Origin of the sequence: Streptococcus mitis (genome assembly GCF_026782895.1) — a bacterium.
GTDB classification, from domain to species: domain Bacteria; phylum Bacillota; class Bacilli; order Lactobacillales; family Streptococcaceae; genus Streptococcus; species Streptococcus mitis_CB.
Window position 1 is genome coordinate 178,334 of record NZ_JAKUXJ010000001.1, and the last position, 17,353, is coordinate 195,686.

18 protein-coding genes are annotated in these 17,353 nt (G+C 40.4%); 16 read left to right on the forward strand and 2 right to left on the reverse strand.

What is annotated here, in order from left to right:
* Positions 1–6: 6 nt before the first annotated feature.
* Entirely contained in the window at positions 7–435 is a 429-nt protein-coding gene (locus MK480_RS00850; RefSeq protein WP_261028639.1) for a DUF6556 family protein, read from the reverse strand.
* 137 nt (positions 436–572) lie between these two features.
* On the opposite strand from MK480_RS00850, the gene MK480_RS00855 reads away from it, so the two are divergent.
* The 9 genes from MK480_RS00855 to MK480_RS00895 all read left to right on the forward strand — a co-directional run bounded on the left by MK480_RS00855 (position 573) and on the right by MK480_RS00895 (position 9,552).
* Positions 573–1,715, forward strand: a complete 1,143-nt coding sequence (locus MK480_RS00855) for a cysteine desulfurase family protein (RefSeq protein ID WP_268707057.1) — start codon at positions 573–575, stop codon at positions 1,713–1,715.
* A gap of 8 nt (positions 1,716–1,723) precedes the next feature.
* Complete coding sequence (gene thiI / locus MK480_RS00860; protein ID WP_268707058.1) at positions 1,724–2,938, forward strand: tRNA uracil 4-sulfurtransferase ThiI; 1,215 nt, start codon at positions 1,724–1,726, stop codon at positions 2,936–2,938.
* Between the two features lie 137 nt (positions 2,939–3,075).
* Positions 3,076–3,900 carry an alpha/beta hydrolase gene (locus MK480_RS00865; protein ID WP_268707059.1) on the forward strand — a complete coding sequence of 275 codons (825 nt, stop codon included), beginning with the start codon at positions 3,076–3,078 and terminating at the stop codon, positions 3,898–3,900.
* Positions 3,901–3,918: 18 nt separating this feature from the next.
* Positions 3,919–4,659: an esterase family protein gene (locus MK480_RS00870; protein WP_268707060.1), complete on the forward strand. Its 741-nt coding sequence runs from the start codon at positions 3,919–3,921 to the stop codon at positions 4,657–4,659.
* Between the two features lie 12 nt (positions 4,660–4,671).
* Entirely contained in the window at positions 4,672–5,838 is a 1,167-nt protein-coding gene (locus tag MK480_RS00875; protein WP_268707061.1) for an ATP-grasp domain-containing protein, read from the forward strand.
* Positions 5,839–5,996: 158 nt separating this feature from the next.
* Complete coding sequence (gene gla, locus MK480_RS00880) at positions 5,997–6,866, forward strand: aquaglyceroporin Gla (protein WP_125452235.1); 870 nt, start codon at positions 5,997–5,999, stop codon at positions 6,864–6,866.
* A 123-nt stretch (positions 6,867–6,989) separates the two neighbouring features.
* Positions 6,990–7,715, forward strand: a complete 726-nt coding sequence (locus tag MK480_RS00885; RefSeq protein ID WP_268707062.1) for a CppA N-terminal domain-containing protein — start codon at positions 6,990–6,992, stop codon at positions 7,713–7,715.
* Positions 7,712–8,647, forward strand: coding sequence for a serine hydrolase domain-containing protein (locus MK480_RS00890; protein ID WP_268707063.1), 936 nt, complete (start codon positions 7,712–7,714; stop codon positions 8,645–8,647). Before MK480_RS00885 ends, MK480_RS00890 begins: the two co-directional genes overlap by 4 nt.
* Before the next feature lie 8 nt (positions 8,648–8,655).
* The gene (locus tag MK480_RS00895) at positions 8,656–9,552 is read left to right on the forward strand and encodes a DMT family transporter (protein ID WP_268707064.1); all 897 of its coding nucleotides are present in this window, start codon (positions 8,656–8,658) and stop codon (positions 9,550–9,552) included.
* 45 nt (positions 9,553–9,597) lie between these two features.
* Here MK480_RS00895 and MK480_RS00900 read toward each other — a convergent pair whose 3' ends face one another.
* On the reverse strand, positions 9,598–10,296 hold the full coding sequence (locus tag MK480_RS00900; RefSeq protein WP_000936183.1) for a GntR family transcriptional regulator: 699 nt from the start codon (positions 10,294–10,296) through the stop codon (positions 9,598–9,600).
* A gap of 141 nt (positions 10,297–10,437) precedes the next feature.
* Between MK480_RS00900 and guaA the strand changes: the two genes are divergently transcribed.
* The 7 genes from guaA (at position 10,438) to atpA (ending at position 17,350) form a co-directional block, all read left to right on the forward strand.
* Positions 10,438–12,000 (forward strand): glutamine-hydrolyzing GMP synthase, encoded by a 1,563-nt coding sequence (guaA, locus tag MK480_RS00905; RefSeq protein ID WP_268707065.1) that lies wholly within the window; start codon positions 10,438–10,440, stop codon positions 11,998–12,000.
* A 241-nt stretch (positions 12,001–12,241) separates the two neighbouring features.
* Positions 12,242–13,528: a peptidase U32 family protein gene (locus MK480_RS00910; RefSeq protein WP_049535202.1), complete on the forward strand. Its 1,287-nt coding sequence runs from the start codon at positions 12,242–12,244 to the stop codon at positions 13,526–13,528.
* Between the two features lie 313 nt (positions 13,529–13,841).
* On the forward strand, positions 13,842–14,042 hold the full coding sequence (locus MK480_RS00915; protein WP_001054560.1) for a F0F1 ATP synthase subunit C: 201 nt from the start codon (positions 13,842–13,844) through the stop codon (positions 14,040–14,042).
* A 33-nt stretch (positions 14,043–14,075) separates the two neighbouring features.
* The gene (atpB, locus tag MK480_RS00920) at positions 14,076–14,786 is read left to right on the forward strand and encodes a F0F1 ATP synthase subunit A (protein ID WP_000392870.1); all 711 of its coding nucleotides are present in this window, start codon (positions 14,076–14,078) and stop codon (positions 14,784–14,786) included.
* Positions 14,787–14,799: 13 nt separating this feature from the next.
* Positions 14,800–15,294 (forward strand): F0F1 ATP synthase subunit B, encoded by a 495-nt coding sequence (atpF, locus tag MK480_RS00925; protein ID WP_001103468.1) that lies wholly within the window; start codon positions 14,800–14,802, stop codon positions 15,292–15,294.
* Positions 15,294–15,830: a F0F1 ATP synthase subunit delta gene (locus MK480_RS00930; RefSeq protein ID WP_033685202.1), complete on the forward strand. Its 537-nt coding sequence runs from the start codon at positions 15,294–15,296 to the stop codon at positions 15,828–15,830. The genes atpF and MK480_RS00930 overlap by 1 nt, the downstream gene beginning before the upstream one ends.
* Positions 15,831–15,844: 14 nt before the next feature.
* Positions 15,845–17,350 carry a F0F1 ATP synthase subunit alpha gene (gene atpA, locus MK480_RS00935; protein ID WP_000996632.1) on the forward strand — a complete coding sequence of 502 codons (1,506 nt, stop codon included), beginning with the start codon at positions 15,845–15,847 and terminating at the stop codon, positions 17,348–17,350.
* The last annotated feature ends 3 nt before the right edge of the window (positions 17,351–17,353 follow it).

The window sequence follows — 17,353 nt, forward strand, 5'->3', positions numbered from 1 at the left end:
TACTGGCTATTGATTACTTTTATTTTCTGAAGTTGGGGTATTGGACTGTTTTTCATTTTCAGTGGCAGGTTTACTTGGAGCAGGAGTAGTAGAGTCCTGAGTTGCTGTTTTCTGCTCTTCTTTTTTCTCTTCTTTGACGCTAGATTTTGGCGTTTCTTCTTGTTGTGTTTTTTCTTGACTAGTATTATTTTCCTTATTGGGACTAGTATTTTCCTGAGGGGATTCCTTTTGAATTTCTTTGACAATTGTTGTCGTCTGGCTTGTCGTAGGTTCTTTTTTAGTATTTTTGTTATTATCCAAGGCGTTCATGATAGTGATACTAGCGGTAATTAAGCCAAGAATACTACCGATAGTCGCAACGGTTTTTTGAAAGACTGTAAAGCCTTTTTTGATGTGTTCTGTTTTTGGTTTTGAAGTTCTACGATAATTAGACATGCATTCTCTCCTTTAATTAAAATTTATTATACCTCATTTCTTTAAAAAAATCTTAAAAAAAGAGGAATTGCCCTTTCTTGTCGCAAGCTCCGTTTCATGATACAATAGAAGGAGTGATTTTAGAAAGCGTGAGAAACATGATTTACTTTGATAATTCGGCGACGACCAAGCCCTATCCTGAAGCCCTTGAAACCTATATGCAGGTAGCTTCAAAAATTTTAGGAAATCCATCTAGTCTTCATCGTTTAGGGGACCAGGCAACACGAATCTTAGATGCTTCTCGCCAACAGATTGCAGATTTAATTGGTAAGAAAAGCGATGAAATCTTCTTTACTTCTGGTGGGACAGAAGGAGATAACTGGGTCATCAAGGGTGTGGCCTTTGAAAAAGCTCAATTTGGAAAGCACATCATTGTATCAGCCATTGAACATCCGGCAGTCAAAGAGTCAGCCCTCTGGTTGAAAAGTCAAGGATTTGAAGTGGATTTTGCTCCAGTTGATAACAAAGGATTTGTGGATGTTGAAGCGTTAGCAGATTTGATACGACCTGATACGACCCTCGTTTCCGTCATGGCTGTGAACAATGAAATCGGCTCGATTCAACCTATTCAAGCTATTTCAGAACTGTTAGCAGACAAGCCGACTATTTCCTTCCACGTTGATGCGGTTCAGGCGCTTGCCAAGATTCCGACTGAAAAATATTTGACTGATCGAGTGGATTTCGCGACCTTCTCTAGTCACAAGTTCCACGGAGTTCGTGGTGTTGGTTTTGTCTATATCAAGTCTGGCAAGAAGATTACGCCTATTTTAACAGGTGGTGGTCAGGAGCGAGATTATCGTTCGACAACTGAAAATGTGGCAGGAATTGCAGCGACAGCCAAGGCTCTCCGTTTATCTATGGAAAAGCTAGATATCTTTAGGAGCAAGACTGGCCAGATGAAGGCAGTGATTCGTCAAGCTCTTCTGGACTATCCAGATATTTTTGTCTTTTCAGATGAGGAAGACTTCGCCCCTCATATTCTGACTTTTGGAATCAAGGGTGTTCGTGGTGAAGTCATCGTTCACGCCTTTGAAGACTATGATATTTTCATCTCAACGACCTCTGCTTGTTCGTCCAAGGCTGGGAAACCTGCAGGTACCTTGATTGCCATGGGAGTGGACAAGGATAAGGCCCAGTCAGCCGTGCGTTTAAGCCTAGACCTTGAAAATGATATGAGTCAGGTCGAGCAGTTTTTGACCAAGTTAAAATTAATTTACAACCAAACTAGAAAAGTAAGATAGGAGCATTCATGCAGTATTCAGAAATTATGATTCGCTACGGTGAGCTGTCAACCAAGGGTAAAAATCGTATGCGTTTCATCAATAAACTTCGCAATAATATTTCAGACGTTTTGTCAATCTATCCCCAAGTTAAGGTAACGGCAGATCGCGACCGTGCCCATGCTTATCTCAACGGAGCTGATTACACAGCGGTAGCAGAATCGCTCAAACAAGTATTTGGGATTCAAAATTTTTCTCCAGTATATAAGGTTGAAAAATCTGTAGAAGTTCTGAAGTCTTCTGTGCAAGAGATTATGCAGGACATCTACAAGGAAGGCATGACCTTTAAGATTTCTAGCAAGCGTAGCGACCACAACTTTGAACTCGATAGTCGTGAACTCAATCAAACACTTGGAGGGGCTGTTTTTGAAGCTATTCCAAATGTGCAAGCTCAAATGAAAAGTCCCGATATCAATCTCCAAGTAGAGATTCGTGAAGAGGCAGCTTATCTTTCTTATGAAACCATTCGTGGAGCTGGTGGTTTGCCAGTTGGAACTTCAGGTAAAGGGATGCTTATGTTGTCAGGAGGAATTGATTCACCTGTAGCTGGCTATCTAGCGCTTAAACGAGGGGTAGATATAGAGGCAGTTCACTTTGCCAGCCCACCTTACACGAGTCCTGGTGCACTAAAAAAAGCCCAAGATTTGACCCGTAAATTAACCAAGTTTGGGGGCAATATCCAGTTTATCGAAGTTCCTTTTACAGAGATTCAAGAGGAAATCAAGGCTAAAGCGCCAGAAGCTTACTTGATGACTCTAACTCGTCGCTTTATGATGCGGATTACAGATCGTATTCGTGAGGTGCGAAATGGTTTGGTTATCATCAATGGGGAGAGTCTAGGTCAAGTAGCCAGCCAAACCCTCGAAAGCATGCAGGCTATCAATGCCGTTACCAACACTCCCATCATCCGTCCAGTTGTAACCATGGATAAGTTGGAAATCATTGATATTGCACAAGAAATCGATACATTTGACATTTCAATCCAGCCCTTTGAAGACTGTTGTACGATTTTTGCGCCTGATCGTCCAAAAACAAATCCTAAGATTAAGAATGCGGAGCAGTACGAAGCGCGCATGGATGTTGAAGCCTTGGTTGATCGATCAGTGGCTGGTATCATGATTACCGAGATTACACCTCAAGCTGAAAAAGATGAAGTGGATGACTTGATTGATAATCTCCTCTAAATCAGAAAATCCAAAAGAATTTAGAAAAAATAAATAAAAAAGTTAGTTTTTAATCCAAAAATGGAAGCAAAACTAACTTTTTTTCTATAATTGTGATATAATAAAATAAAATTTTGAATATAGAGAGTTTTCTGACAATGAATCAATCCTACTTTTATTTAAAGATGAAAGAGCATAAACTCAAGGTTCCTTACACTGGTAAGGAGCGCCGTGTACGTGTTCTTCTTCCTAAAGATTATGAGAAAGACACGGATCGTTCTTATCCTGTTGTTTACTTTCATGACGGGCAAAATGTTTTTTATAGCAAAGAGTCTTTCATTGGTCACTCATGGAAGATTATTCCAGCTATTAAGCGCAATCCGGATATCAGTCGCATGATTGTCGTTGCCATTGACAATGATGGTATGGGGCGGATGAATGAGTATGCGGCTTGGAAGTTCCAAGAATCTCCTATTCCGGGGCAGCAGTTTGGCGGTAAGGGCGTGGAGTATGCCGAGTTTGTTATGGAGGTGGTCAAGCCATTTATAGATGAGACCTACCGTACTAAAGCTAATCGCCAGCATACGGCTATGATTGGGTCTTCACTAGGAGGCAATATTACCCAGTTTATCGGTTTGGAATACCAAGACCAAATTGGTTGCCTAGGCGTCTTTTCATCTGCAAACTGGCTCCACCAAGAAGCATTTAACCGTTATATCGAGCGCCAAAAACTGTCGCCTGACCAGCGCATCTTCATCTATGTAGGAACAGAAGAAGCAGATGACACAGACAAGACCTTGATGGCTGGCAATATCAAACAAGCCTATATCGACTCGTCACTTCGCTATTACCATGATTTGATTGCTGGGGGAGTTCGTCTGGATAATCTTGTCTTGAAAGTTCAGTCTGGTGCCATTCATAGTGAGATTCCATGGTCGGAAAATTTACCAGACTGTTTGAGATTTTTTGCAGAAAACTGGTAAAGTAAGAAAGGAGAAAATATGCATATTGAACATCTTAGCCACTGGAGTGGCCACCTCAACCGTGAAATGTACCTCAACCGTTATGGGCATGATGGTATTCCAGTTGTGGTCTTTGCTTCATCAGGTGGTAGTCACAATGAATACTATGATTTTGGCATGATTGATGCTTGTGCTTCCTTTATCGAGGAAGGCCGTGTTCAGTTCTTTACCCTATCCAGTGTAGACAGTGAGAGCTGGTTGGCCACTTGGAAAAACGGTCACGACCAAGCGGAGATGCATCGTGCCTACGAGCGCTATGTGATTGAGGAGGCCATTCCTTTTATCAAGCACAAGACAGGTTGGTTTGATGGCATGATGACGACAGGTTGCTCGATGGGCGCCTACCATGCAGTCAACTTTTTCCTCCAGCATCCAGATGTTTTTACAAAGGTGATTGCTCTTAGTGGTGTTTACGATGCACGTTTCTTTGTCGGCGATTACTATAATGACGATGCCATTTACCAAAACTCGCCAGTAGATTATATCTGGAACCAGAACGACGGCTGGTTTATTGACCGTTATCGTCAGGCAGAGATTGTGCTGTGTACGGGTCTTGGAGCCTGGGAACAAGACGGTTTACCATCCTTTTACAAGCTCAAAGAAGCCTTTGACCAGAAACAAATTCCAGCCTGGTTTGCTGAATGGGGACACGATGTCGCCCACGACTGGGAATGGTGGCGCAAACAAATGCCTTATTTCCTTGGAAATCTCTATTTATAAAAGGAGTTACCTATGAATTACCTTGTTATTTCTCCCTACTATCCACAAAACTTTCAACAGTTTACCATTGAACTAGCTAATAAAGGCATCACCGTCTTGGGAATTGGCCAAGAACCTTACGAGCAATTGGATGAGCCCTTACGCAATAGCCTGACCGAGTATTTCCGTGTGGACAATCTTGAGAACATAGACGAAGTCAAACGTGCTGTAGCCTTTCTTTTCTATAAGCATGGTCCAATCGATCGTATCGAGTCCCACAATGAATACTGGCTTGAGCTGGACGCAACACTCAGAGAACAATTCAATGTTTTTGGTGCCAAACCAGAGGATCTCAAAAAGACGAAATTTAAGTCTGAAATGAAGAAGTTTTTCAAAAAAGCAGGTGTCCCTGTGGTACCTGGAGCAGTTATCAAGACGGAAGCAGATGTTGATCAAGCTGTGAATGAAATCGGCCTGCCAATGATTGCCAAACCTGACAATGGAGTGGGAGCAGCCGCGACCTTTAAGCTTGAAACAGAAGACGATATCAATCACTTCAAGCAAGAATGGGACCATTCGACCGTTTATTTCTTTGAAAAATTTGTCACTTCTAGCGAAATTTGCACCTTTGATGGTCTAGTGGATAAGGATGGAAAGATTGTCTTTTCAACAACTTTTGATTACGCCTATACACCGCTTGATCTCATGATTTATAAGATGGACAATTCTTACTATGTACTCAAGGATATGGATCCCAAACTTCGCAAGTATGGGGAAGCAATTGTCAAGGAATTTGGTATGAAAGAACGTTTTTTCCATATCGAATTCTTCCGCGAGGGAGATGATTACATCGCTATCGAGTACAATAATCGTCCTGCAGGTGGTTTCACCATTGATGTTTATAATTTTGCTCATTCCTTGGATCTCTATCGTGGCTATGCAGCTATTGTCGCAGGAGAAGAGTTCCCAGCGTCAGACTTTGAACCTCAGTATTGTTTGGCTACATCACGTCGTGCAAATGCTCACTATGTCTATTCTGAGGAGGACTTGCTTGCTAAATACAGCCAGCAGTTCAAGGTTAAAAAAATCATGCCAGCTGCCTTTGCGGAACTTCAAGGAGATTACCTTTATATGCTGACAACTCCGAGTCGACAAGAAATGGAGCAAATGATTGCAGATTTCGGACAACGTCAAGAATAAGAACTTTCGGATTAAGGAAAATTACTCCCTTAATCCTTTTGTTTTTTATAAGAAATAAAACCGCTTTCTCATATATTCTTTTAGAAAACATATTGCTAAAAGATATAAAAATTGATAGAATAAGGATTGTCTAAAAAATTTTAAGGAGAATCTATCAAATGGATTTTACATGGGCAATTAAATATGCCACTGAATTCTTGGGAACTGCTATTTTGATCATTCTTGGTAATGGTGCAGTTGCTAACGTTGAACTTAAAGGTACGAAAGGTCACCAAAGTGGCTGGCTCGTTATCGCTGTTGGTTACGGTATGGGGGTTATGATTCCAGCTTTGATGTTTGGTAACGTATCAGGTAACCACATCAACCCAGCCTTCACTCTTGGACTTGCAATCAGCGGTCTCTTCCCTTGGGCACAAGTAGCGCCTTATATCCTTGCACAAGTTTTGGGTGCTATCTTTGGTCAAGCCTTGGTTGTGGCAACACACCGCCCATACTACTTGAAAACTGAAAATCCAAACAATATCTTGGGTACTTTCTCAACAATCTCAAGTTTGGATCAAGGTACAAAAGAATCACGCTTTGCAGCAACTGTTAACGGTTTTGTAAACGAGTTTATCGGTTCATTTGTTCTTTTCTTTGCAGCTCTTGGATTGACTAAAAACTTCTTTGGTGCTGAGGTTCTTCAATACATGAAACAAATGGCTAGTCAAGCAGGCCAAACAGTTGACTTCTCTGATTTAGCAATTAAAGCTCAAACAGCACCTCATACAGCTTCTGGTCTTGGAATTGCTCACTTGGCACTTGGATTCCTTGTTATGGCCTTGGTAACATCACTTGGTGGACCTACAGGACCTGCCTTAAACCCAGCCCGTGACTTGGGGCCACGTCTCCTTCATGCTTTCCTTCCAAAATCAGTTCTTGGTGAGCACAAAGGTGATTCAAAATGGTGGTATTCTTGGGTACCAGTAGTAGCACCGATCGCAGCAGCAATTGCGGCAGTAGCTATCTTCAAATTCCTTTACCTATAAGAAATTGAAACCGAGGAAATCCTCGGTTTTTTAGATGAAATTTTACGAAAAAAAGGTAAATCTGAGCATAATTTCTTGTAAAAAATTCTAAAATCCTTTAAAATAAAAGAGTTGGAGGAATTTATGAATGTAAATCAGATTGTACGGATTATTCCTACTTTAAAAGTTAATAATAGAAAATTAAATGAAATATTTTATATAGAAACCCTTGGCATGAAGACCTTGTTAGAAGAATCAGCCTTTCTATCACTAGGTGATCAAACAGGTCTAGAAAAGCTGGTTTTAGAAGAAGCTCCAAGTATGCGCACTCGTAAGGTAGAGGGAAGAAAAAAACTAGCTAGATTGATTGTCAAAGTGGAAAATCCCTTAGAAATTGAAGGACTCTTATCTAAAACAGATTCGATTCATCAATTATATAAAGGTCAAAACGGCTACGCTTTTGAAATTTACTCTCCAGAAGATGATTTGGTTTTGATTCATGCGGAAGATGACAGAGAAAATCTAGTAGAAGTAGGAGAAAAACCTGAATTTCAAACAGATCTGGAGTCAATTTCTTTAAGTAAATTTGAGATTTCTATGGAATTACACCTCCCAACGGATGTCGAAAGTTTCTTGGAACTATCTGAAATTGGGGAATCCCTTGATTTTATCCCAGCACAGGGGCAGGATTTGACTGTGGACAATACGGTTACTTGGGACTTATCTATGCTCAAGTTCTTGGTCAATGAACTAGATATAGCAAGTCTTCGTAAGAAGTTTGAGTCTACCGAATATTTTATTCCTAAGTCTGAAAAATTCTTCCTTGGTAAAGATAGAAATAATGTTGAATTGTGGTTTGAAGAAGTATGAAGTGGACCAAGATTATTAAAAAAATAGAAAACCAAATCGAGGCAGGGATCTATCCCGGAGCCTCTTTTGCGTATTTTAAGGACAATCAATGGACGGAGTTCTATTTAGGCCAGAGTGACCCAGAGCATGGCTTGCAGACTGAAGCAGGACTTGTTTATGACCTAGCTAGTGTCAGCAAGGTTGTTGGGGTTGGCACAGTTTTTACCTTCTTGTGGGATAAAGGTCAATTAGATATTGATAGACCGGTAACAGATTTTTTAGCTGAGAGTGATTATCCGGATATCACTATTCGTCAGCTTTTAACTCACGCTACAGACCTTGATCCGTTTATTCCCAATCGTGATCTTTTAACAGATTCAGAATTAAAGGAAGCTATGTTTCATCTCAATAGACGAAATCAGCCAGCCTTTCTTTATTCGGATGTCCATTTTTTGCTTTTGGGCTTTATTTTGGAAAGAATCTTTAATCAAGACTTGGATGTGATTTTACAAGAACAAGTCTGGAATCTTTGGGGAATGACGGAAACCAAGTTTGGACCTGTTGAGCTTGCTGTTCCAACAGTTAGAGGTGTCGAGGCAGGTCTGGTACATGATCCCAAGGCTCGCCTCCTAGGCAGACATGCTGGTAGTGCTGGTTTGTTTTCGACTGTAAAGGATTTACAAATCTTTTTAGAACACTATTTAGAGGATGATTTTGCAAGAAATTTGAGTAAAAATTTTTCTCCTTTGGATGACAAGGAACGTTCTTTGGCATGGAATTTGGAAGGAGATTGGCTAGACCATACGGGCTATACAGGTACCTTTATCATGTGGAGTCGTCAGAAGCAAGAAGCGGCTATTTTTCTATCGAATCGTACCTATGAAAAGGATGAGCGGGCTCAATGGATTTTAGATCGCAATCAAGTGATGGACTTGATTCGTAAAGAAGAGTAAGGAGAGACATGTCAAATAGTTTAAAAGGGACTCTATTAACAGTTGTGGCTGGTATTGCTTGGGGCTTGTCTGGAACGAGTGGCCAATACCTGATGGCACACGGAATTTCGGCTCTAGTCTTGACTAACTTGCGTCTTTTAATCGCTGGTGGAATTCTCATGATCTTGGCTTATGCTACTGCAAAGGATAAAATGCTGACCTTTTTAAAGGATAGAAAGAGTTTGCTGTCTCTTCTCATTTTTGCTTTGATTGGACTTTTTCTCAATCAATTTGCCTATCTAACTGCTATTCAGGAAACCAATGCAGGAACCGCGACGGTACTTCAGTATGTTTGTCCTGTCGGGATTTTGATTTATAGCTGTATCAAGGATAAGGTGGCGCCGACATTGGGAGAGATTGTTTCCATCATATTAGCCATTGGAGGGACCTTCTTGATCGCAACTCATGGGCAGTTGGACCAGTTATCCATGACACCTGCAGGCCTGTTCTGGGGTCTCTTTTCTGCTCTGACTTACGCACTTTATATCATTTTGCCCATATCCTTGATTAAGAAGTGGGGGAGCAGTTTGGTCATTGGTGTGGGAATGGTCATAGCTGGTTTGGTCGCCCTTCCTTTTACAGGAGTTCTACAGACTACTATTCCAACTAGTCTTGATTTTCTTCTTGCATTTGCGGGCATTATTCTTATCGGAACTGTCTTTGCCTATACAGCCTTCTTAAAGGGAGCCAGTCTGATAGGACCGGTTAAGTCAAGTTTGTTGGCTTCAATTGAGCCAATCTCGGCGGTTTTCTTTGCCTTCCTAATTATGAATGAACAATTTTATCCTATTGATTTTCTTGGCATGGCAATGATTTTATTTGCAGTAACCCTGATTTCTTTGAAAGATTTACTCTTAGAAAAATAAAAAAGACTCTTTGTCGTCCGTGACAGAGAGTTTTTGCCTAGTAATCTAATTATTTTCAAGATAAAATTCAAAACGTTCGCCTACATACTGACTTTTTACGTATTCAAAAGCTGTCCCATCTTCTAGGTAGGAAACTTGAGTCAGTCCAAGAATAGCATGTCCTTTTTCAACTTCCAAATAGTGGGCAATTTTTTCTTTAGCGAGACGAGCATAGATAGTCTGCTGTGATTTGCCGATACGGTAGCCATGTTTTTGTAGGGTTTGGAAGAAATGACTGGTGATTTCTTCTTTCTTAAAATCTTTAATGAATTTTTCAGGAATAGAAGCAACTTCATAAACCAGAGGGACTTGGTCGGCATAGCGAACACGTTCCATTCGGATAATATTTTCCGTTGGAGAAATTCCTAGCTTGGCAACTTCCTGCTCATTGGGAATGGTTTTTCTGTAGGAAATGAGTTGGCTAGAGGGAACTTTACCTTGGGATTTGACAATTTCAGTAAAACTGGTTGTTCCTCGCATCTTTTCTTGTACTCGAGTACTAGACACAAAGGTGCCACTTCCTACACGGCGCTCTAAAACTCCTTCTTCGACCAAGAGGGAAATAGCTTGGCGGAGGGTCATGCGACTGACCGCAAACTGCTCTGCTAAGTCTCGTTCACTGGGAAGTCTCTCACCAATGGCCCAACGATGTTCGTCAATATCCTTTTTAATCTGATCATGTATTTTCATATAAGCGGGTAGCATATTTTTCACTTCATTTCTATCTTTTCTCTATTGTACCCCAATAAACTAGAAAAAGTCAAACTTCGCCTTGTTTAGTTGGTAATTCGCCCTTATTTGTGATAGAATATTGAAAAAAGATATTTCTTTTGAGAAAGGAAAAAGATGAGCAACATTTCAACTGATTTGCAAGATGTAGAAAAAATCATCGTTTTGGACTATGGTAGCCAATACAACCAGCTGATTTCACGCCGTATCCGTGAGATTGGTGTTTTTTCAGAGCTAAAGAGTCATAAAATTTCAGCTGCTGAAGTTCGTGAAATCAACCCTGTAGGAATCATCCTTTCAGGTGGTCCAAACTCTGTATATGAAGATGGTTCATTCGATATTGACCCAGAAATCTTCGAACTAGGAATTCCAATTTTGGGAATCTGTTATGGTATGCAGTTGTTGACCCATAAACTTGGAGGAAAAGTTGTTCCTGCAGGTGATGCTGGAAATCGTGAATACGGTCAATCAACCCTAACTCACACATCATCAGCGCTTTTTGAATCAACACCTGATGAGCAGACTGTTTTGATGAGCCATGGTGATGCAGTTACTGAGATTCCTGCTGACTTTGTTCGTACAGGAACTTCAGCTGATTGCCCATACGCAGCCATTGAAAACCCTGATAAACATATTTACGGTATCCAATTCCACCCAGAAGTTCGTCATTCTGTATACGGAAATGACATCCTTCGTAACTTTGCCCTTAACATCTGTAAGGCTAAAGGCGATTGGTCAATGGATAACTTCATTGATATGCAGATCCAAAAAATTCGTGAAACTGTCGGTGATAAACGTGTCCTTCTTGGTCTATCAGGTGGGGTTGACTCATCTGTCGTTGGAGTTCTTCTCCAAAAGGCTATTGGCGATCAATTGATCTGTATCTTCGTAGACCACGGTCTTCTTCGTAAAGGAGAAGCGGACCAAGTTATGGACATGCTTGGTGGTAAGTTTGGTTTGAATATCGTCAAAGCAGACGCTGCTAAACGTTTCCTTGATAAACTTGCTGGTGTTTCTGACCCTGAACAAAAACGTAAAATCATCGGTAACGAGTTTGTGTATGTATTTGATGACGAAGCAAGCAAGCTCAAAGATGTGAAATTCCTTGCTCAAGGTACTTTATATACAGATGTTATCGAGTCTGGTACGGATACAGCTCAAACTATCAAGTCACACCACAACGTGGGTGGTCTTCCAGAAGACATGCAATTTGAATTGATTGAACCACTCAACACTCTCTATAAAGACGAAGTTCGTGCCCTTGGTACAGAACTTGGCATGCCAGACCATATCGTATGGCGCCAACCATTCCCAGGACCAGGACTTGCTATCCGTGTCATGGGTGAAATCACTGAAGAAAAACTAGAAACTGTTCGTGAGTCAGACGCTATCTTGCGTGAAGAAATCGCTAAAGCTGGTCTTGACCGCGATATTTGGCAATACTTCACGGTCAATACAGGCGTTCGTTCAGTCGGTGTTATGGGTGACGGTCGTACGTATGACTACACGATTGCAATCCGTGCTATTACCTCTATCGATGGTATGACAGCTGACTTTGCCAAAATTCCTTGGGAAGTCCTTCAAAAAATCTCAGTGCGTATCGTAAACGAAGTGGACCACGTTAATCGCATCGTCTACGATATTACAAGTAAACCACCTGCAACAGTTGAGTGGGAATAGTCATCTAAGGACTAATTTATGTAGTTTAATGAGCCAGTATCATTGGATACTGGTTTTTACTTTTCTAGACTTTTTGGCTACTTGTTAAAATTGGTTTATATTCGATAGTTTAACAATTATTATACAAAGTTTAAAAGATTAGAATTGTCAAAACAATCTGTCTAGGCTTGATTTTATGGCATATTTACTATAAAATGAGAAGGAAAAACGTCAAACTTTTATATTGCAAATAGGAGAAAACATGACAAAAACATTAAAACGTCCTGAGGTTTTATCACCTGCAGGGACTTTAGAGAAGCTAAAGGTAGCTGTTCAGTATGGAGCAGATGCTGTCTTTATCGGTGGTCAGGCCTATGGTCTTCGTAGCCGTGCCGGAAACTTTACCTTTGAACAGATGGAAGAAGGTGTCCAGTTTGCGGCTAAGTATGGAGCTAAGGTCTATGTAGCTGCCAACATGGTTATGCACGAAGGAAATGAAGCTGGTGCTGGTGAGTGGTTCCGTAAACTACGTGATATCGGAATCGCGGCAGTTATCGTGTCTGACCCAGCCTTGATTATGATTGCAGCGACTGAAGCACCAGGCCTTGAAATTCACCTTTCAACTCAAGCCAGTGCGACTAACTATGAAACTCTTGAGTTTTGGAAGGAACTGGGCTTAACTCGTGTTGTTTTGGCGCGTGAGGTTTCAATGGAAGAATTAGCTGAAATTCGCAAACGTACAGATGTTGAGATTGAAGCCTTTGTCCACGGAGCTATGTGTATCTCTTACTCTGGTCGTTGTACACTTTCTAATCACATGAGTATGCGTGATGCCAACCGAGGTGGTTGCTCTCAATCTTGCCGTTGGAAGTATGACCTTTACGATATGCCATTTGGTCAAGAACGCAAGAGCTTGAAAGGTGAGATTCCAGAAGAATTTTCAATGTCAGCCGTTGATATGTCTATGATTGACCATATCCCAGATATGATTGAAAATGGTGTGGACAGTCTAAAAATCGAAGGACGTATGAAGTCTATTCACTACGTATCAACAGTAACCAACTGCTACAAGGCGGCTGTTGATGCTTATCTAGAAAGTCCAGAAAAATTTGAAGCTATCAAGCAAGACTTGATTGATGAGATGTGGAAGGTTGCCCAACGTGAATTAGCAACAGGTTTCTACTATGGTACACCATCTGAAAATGAGCAGTTATTTGGTGCTCGTCGTAAAATTCCTGAGTATAAGTTTGTTGCTGAAGTCGTTTCTTATGATGATGCGACACAAACAGCGACTATTCGCCAACGGAACGTCATTAACGAAGGTGATCAAGTTGAGTTTTATGGCCCAGGTTTCCGTCATTTTGAAACTTATATTGAAGATTTGCATGATGCCAAAGGCAATAAAATCGACCGCGCTCCAAATCCAATGGAACTCTTGACAATCAAAGTCCCACAACCTGTTCAAGCAGGAGATATGGTTCGAGCTCTCAAAGAAGGACTTATCAATCTTTATAAGGAAGATGGCACCAGCGTCACAGTTCGTGCTTAATAAGCGTGCAGGAGACGAAAGCTTTCTAGTTGCTTTCCCTTTAATCCTACTTACTAAAGAGCATTAGGTTAAAGAAAATATATTAATTTCCATCCGAGATTTCATCTCGGATTTTTCATTATTTTTCAGAAAGACCTAGATAATGGAGGGATTTGTTACAAGTTTTTTCCAAAGTTTTCTATATAATAGACTTAAAAATAGTAAAATTGTAAATAATTTTCATTAAACGCTTTCAACGTAAGTAAAAAGTTGACAAATCCAATTTTTAGGACTAAACTAAGTAAGTAAATTTTAATTAAAAGGAGAATTCGTCATGAATTTAACATTTTTCGGTCTATGTCTTGCCTGTATGGGTGTATCTCTTGGTGAAGGTATGTTGATGAACGGTTTGTTGAAATCAGTTGCTCGCCAACCAGATATCATCTCAGAACTACGTAGTTTGATGATCCTAGGGGTTGCCTTTATTGAAGGTACTTTCTTCGTTACTCTTGTCTTTTCATTTATCATCAAATAAAAGAAGTATAAATTGAAAAAGGGAGGATTTTAGATGGAAGAAAGTATTAATCCAACCATCAATATTGGTCCTGTTACCTTTAATTTAACCATAGTAGTTTTGACTTTGTTGACTGTAGCACTTATTTTTGGCTTTATTTATTGGGCAACTCGAAATATGACTTTGAGACCCACAGGAAAACAAAATGTATTGGAGTATTTATTTGATTTTGTCGTTGGATTTACAAAATCAAACCTTGGTCCAATGATAAAGGATTATTCTCTCTTTTATTTCTGTTTATTCCTATTTATGGCCATTGCAAATAATATTGGCTTAATGGCTAGAATTCAGACTACAGATGGTGTAAATCTTTGGACCTCACCAACAGCAAATTTGTCATTTGACTTGGTCTTGTCTTTTACAATTATCTTAATGACACACGTAGAAGGAATTCGTCGTCGTGGAATCAAAAAGTATTTAAAAGCATTTGTAACACCAGGTTTTATGACACCAATGAATCTCTTGGAGGAAGTTACCAATCTCCTTTCACTTGCATTGCGGGTCTTTGGTAATATCTTTGCAGGGGAAGTGATGGCAAGTATGTTAGTCCTACTTTCTCATCAGGCCTTCTATTGGTATCCTATTGCTTTTGGAACAAATCTAATCTGGACTGCATTTTCTGTTTTTATTTCTTGTGTACAAGCATATGTATTTACATTGTTATCTTCAATGTACCTAGGAAATAAAATTAATGATGAAGAATAGAAAGGAGTAGTTTATGAATGTAACAGTAGGTGAATTACTTGGTGATTTTATACTAATCGCTGGTTCCTTTATTCTCTTGCTAGTCTTGGTTAAGAAATACGCTTGGTCAAATTTGACTAGCATTTTCGAACAAAGAGCAGAAAAAATTGCAGCAGATATTGACGGAGCTGAACAAGCACGTCAAAAAGCAGAAGTATTGGCTCAAAAACGCGAAGATGAATTGGCTGGTAGCCGTAAAGAAGCTAAGACAATCATTGAGAATGCGAAAGAAACAGCTGAGAAAAGCAAAGCTAGTATTTTAGCAGATGCTAAGCTAGAAGCAGGACGCTTGAAAGAAAAAGCGAACCAAGAAATTGCTCAAAATAAAGCTGAAGCTTTACAAAGTGTTAAGGGTGAGGTAGCAGATTTGACAATCAGCTTGGCTGGTAAAATCATCTCACAAAACCTTGACGGTCATGCCCATAAAGAACTCATTGATCAGTATATCGATCAGTTAGGAGAAGCTTAATGGACAAGAAAACAGTAAAGGTAATTGAAAAATACAGCATGCCTTTTGTCCAATTGGTTTTAGAAAAAGGAGAAGAAGACCGTATCTTTTCAGACTTAGCTCAAATCAAGCAAGTTGCTGAAGAAACAGGCTTACCTTCTTTTTTAAAAAAAGTGGCAGTAGACGAGTCTGACAAGGAAAAAACGATTACGTTCTTCCAAGATTCAGTGTCGACTTTATTGCAAAACTTTATCCAGGTTCTTATCTACAATCACAGAGCAAATCTTTTTTATGATATTCTTGTAGATTGCTTGAACCGACTTGAAAAAGAAACAAATCGATTTGAAGTGACGATTACGTCAGCTCATCCTTTAACAGATGAACAGAAGAGTCGCTTGCTCCCTTTGATTGAGAAAAAATTGTCTCTTAAAGTAAGGAGTGTAAAAGAACAAATCGATGAAAGTCTTATTGGTGGTTTTGTCATTTTTGCCAATCACAAGACAATTGATGTGAGTATTAAACAACAACTTAAAGTTGTTAAAGAAAATTTGAAATAGAAAGTGGTGTTCTTTTGGCAATTAACGCACAAGAAATCAGCGCTTTAATTAAGCAACAAATTGAAAATTTCAAACCCAATTTTGATGTGACTGAAACAGGTGTTGTAACCTATATCGGGGACGGTATCGCGCGTGCTCACGGCCTTGAAAATGCCATGAGTGGAGAGTTGTTGATTTTTGAAAACGGCTCTTATGGTATGGCTCAAAACTTGGAGTCAACAGACGTTGGTATTATCATCCTAGGTGACTTTACAGATATCCGTGAAGGCGATACAATCCGCCGTACAGGGAAAATCATGGAAGTCCCAGTAGGTGAAAGTCTGATTGGTCGTGTTGTGGACCCACTTGGTCGTCCAGTTGACGGTCTTGGAGAAATCTACACTGATAAAACTCGTCCAGTAGAAGCACCAGCTCCTGGTGTTATGCAACGTAAGTCTGTATCAGAACCATTGCAAACTGGTTTGAAAGCTATTGACGCCCTTGTACCGATTGGTCGTGGTCAACGTGAGTTGATTATCGGTGACCGTCAGACAGGGAAAACAACCATTGCGATTGATACAATCTTGAACCAAAAAGGTCAAGATATGATCTGTATCTACGTAGCGATTGGACAAAAAGAATCAACAGTTCGTACGCAAGTAGAAACACTACGTCAGTACGGTGCCTTGGACTACACAATCGTTGTGACAGCCTCTGCTTCACAACCATCTCCATTGCTTTTCCTAGCTCCTTATGCTGGGGTTGCCATGGCGGAAGAATTTATGTACCAAGGTAAGCATGTTTTGATCGTTTATGATGATTTATCAAAACAAGCGGTAGCTTATCGTGAACTGTCACTCTTGCTTCGTCGTCCTCCAGGTCGTGAAGCTTTCCCAGGGGATGTTTTCTACCTTCACAGCCGTTTGCTTGAGCGCTCAGCTAAAGTTTCTGATGAACTTGGTGGTGGATCAATTACTGCCCTACCATTTATCGAGACACAAGCAGGAGATATCTCTGCCTATATCGCAACCAACGTGATTTCAATCACTGATGGACAAATCTTCCTTGGTGATGGTCTCTTCAATGCGGGTATTCGTCCAGCCATCGATGCGGGTTCATCTGTATCTCGTGTAGGTGGTTCTGCACAAATCAAAGCCATGAAAAAGGTTGCTGGTACACTTCGTATCGACCTTGCTTCATACCGTGAGTTGGAAGCCTTCACTAAGTTTGGTTCTGACTTGGATGCGGCAACACAGGCTAAGTTGAACCGTGGACGTCGTACAGTTGAAGTCTTGAAACAACCTGTTCACAAACCATTACCTGTTGAGAAACAAGTAACCATTCTCTATGCTTTGACACATGGTTTCTTGGATACTGTTCCAGTAGATGATATTGTTCGTTTCGAGGAAGAGTTCCATGCCTTCTTTGATGCTCAACATCCAGAGATTTTGGAAACCATTCGTGATACAAAAGACTTGCCAGAAGAAGCAGTCTTGGATGCTGCGATTACAGAGTTTCTCAATCAAACCAGCTTCCAATAAGAA

What these genes read in the sequence shown, in the direction of transcription:
- MK480_RS00850 (WP_261028639.1), bottom strand. Translation starts at nt 435, where the DNA reads ATGTCTAATTATCGTAGAACTTCAAAACCAAAAACAGAACACATCAAA.
- MK480_RS00855 (WP_268707057.1), top strand. Translation starts at nt 573, where the DNA reads ATGATTTACTTTGATAATTCGGCGACGACCAAGCCCTATCCTGAAGCC.
- thiI (WP_268707058.1), top strand. Translation starts at nt 1,724, where the DNA reads ATGCAGTATTCAGAAATTATGATTCGCTACGGTGAGCTGTCAACCAAG.
- MK480_RS00865 (WP_268707059.1), top strand. Translation starts at nt 3,076, where the DNA reads ATGAATCAATCCTACTTTTATTTAAAGATGAAAGAGCATAAACTCAAG.
- MK480_RS00870 (WP_268707060.1), top strand. Translation starts at nt 3,919, where the DNA reads ATGCATATTGAACATCTTAGCCACTGGAGTGGCCACCTCAACCGTGAA.
- MK480_RS00875 (WP_268707061.1), top strand. Translation starts at nt 4,672, where the DNA reads ATGAATTACCTTGTTATTTCTCCCTACTATCCACAAAACTTTCAACAG.
- gla (WP_125452235.1), top strand. Translation starts at nt 5,997, where the DNA reads ATGGATTTTACATGGGCAATTAAATATGCCACTGAATTCTTGGGAACT.
- MK480_RS00885 (WP_268707062.1), top strand. Translation starts at nt 6,990, where the DNA reads ATGAATGTAAATCAGATTGTACGGATTATTCCTACTTTAAAAGTTAAT.
- MK480_RS00890 (WP_268707063.1), top strand. Translation starts at nt 7,712, where the DNA reads ATGAAGTGGACCAAGATTATTAAAAAAATAGAAAACCAAATCGAGGCA.
- MK480_RS00895 (WP_268707064.1), top strand. Translation starts at nt 8,656, where the DNA reads ATGTCAAATAGTTTAAAAGGGACTCTATTAACAGTTGTGGCTGGTATT.
- MK480_RS00900 (WP_000936183.1), bottom strand. Translation starts at nt 10,296, where the DNA reads ATGCTACCCGCTTATATGAAAATACATGATCAGATTAAAAAGGATATT.
- guaA (WP_268707065.1), top strand. Translation starts at nt 10,438, where the DNA reads ATGAGCAACATTTCAACTGATTTGCAAGATGTAGAAAAAATCATCGTT.
- MK480_RS00910 (WP_049535202.1), top strand. Translation starts at nt 12,242, where the DNA reads ATGACAAAAACATTAAAACGTCCTGAGGTTTTATCACCTGCAGGGACT.
- MK480_RS00915 (WP_001054560.1), top strand. Translation starts at nt 13,842, where the DNA reads ATGAATTTAACATTTTTCGGTCTATGTCTTGCCTGTATGGGTGTATCT.
- atpB (WP_000392870.1), top strand. Translation starts at nt 14,076, where the DNA reads ATGGAAGAAAGTATTAATCCAACCATCAATATTGGTCCTGTTACCTTT.
- atpF (WP_001103468.1), top strand. Translation starts at nt 14,800, where the DNA reads ATGAATGTAACAGTAGGTGAATTACTTGGTGATTTTATACTAATCGCT.
- MK480_RS00930 (WP_033685202.1), top strand. Translation starts at nt 15,294, where the DNA reads ATGGACAAGAAAACAGTAAAGGTAATTGAAAAATACAGCATGCCTTTT.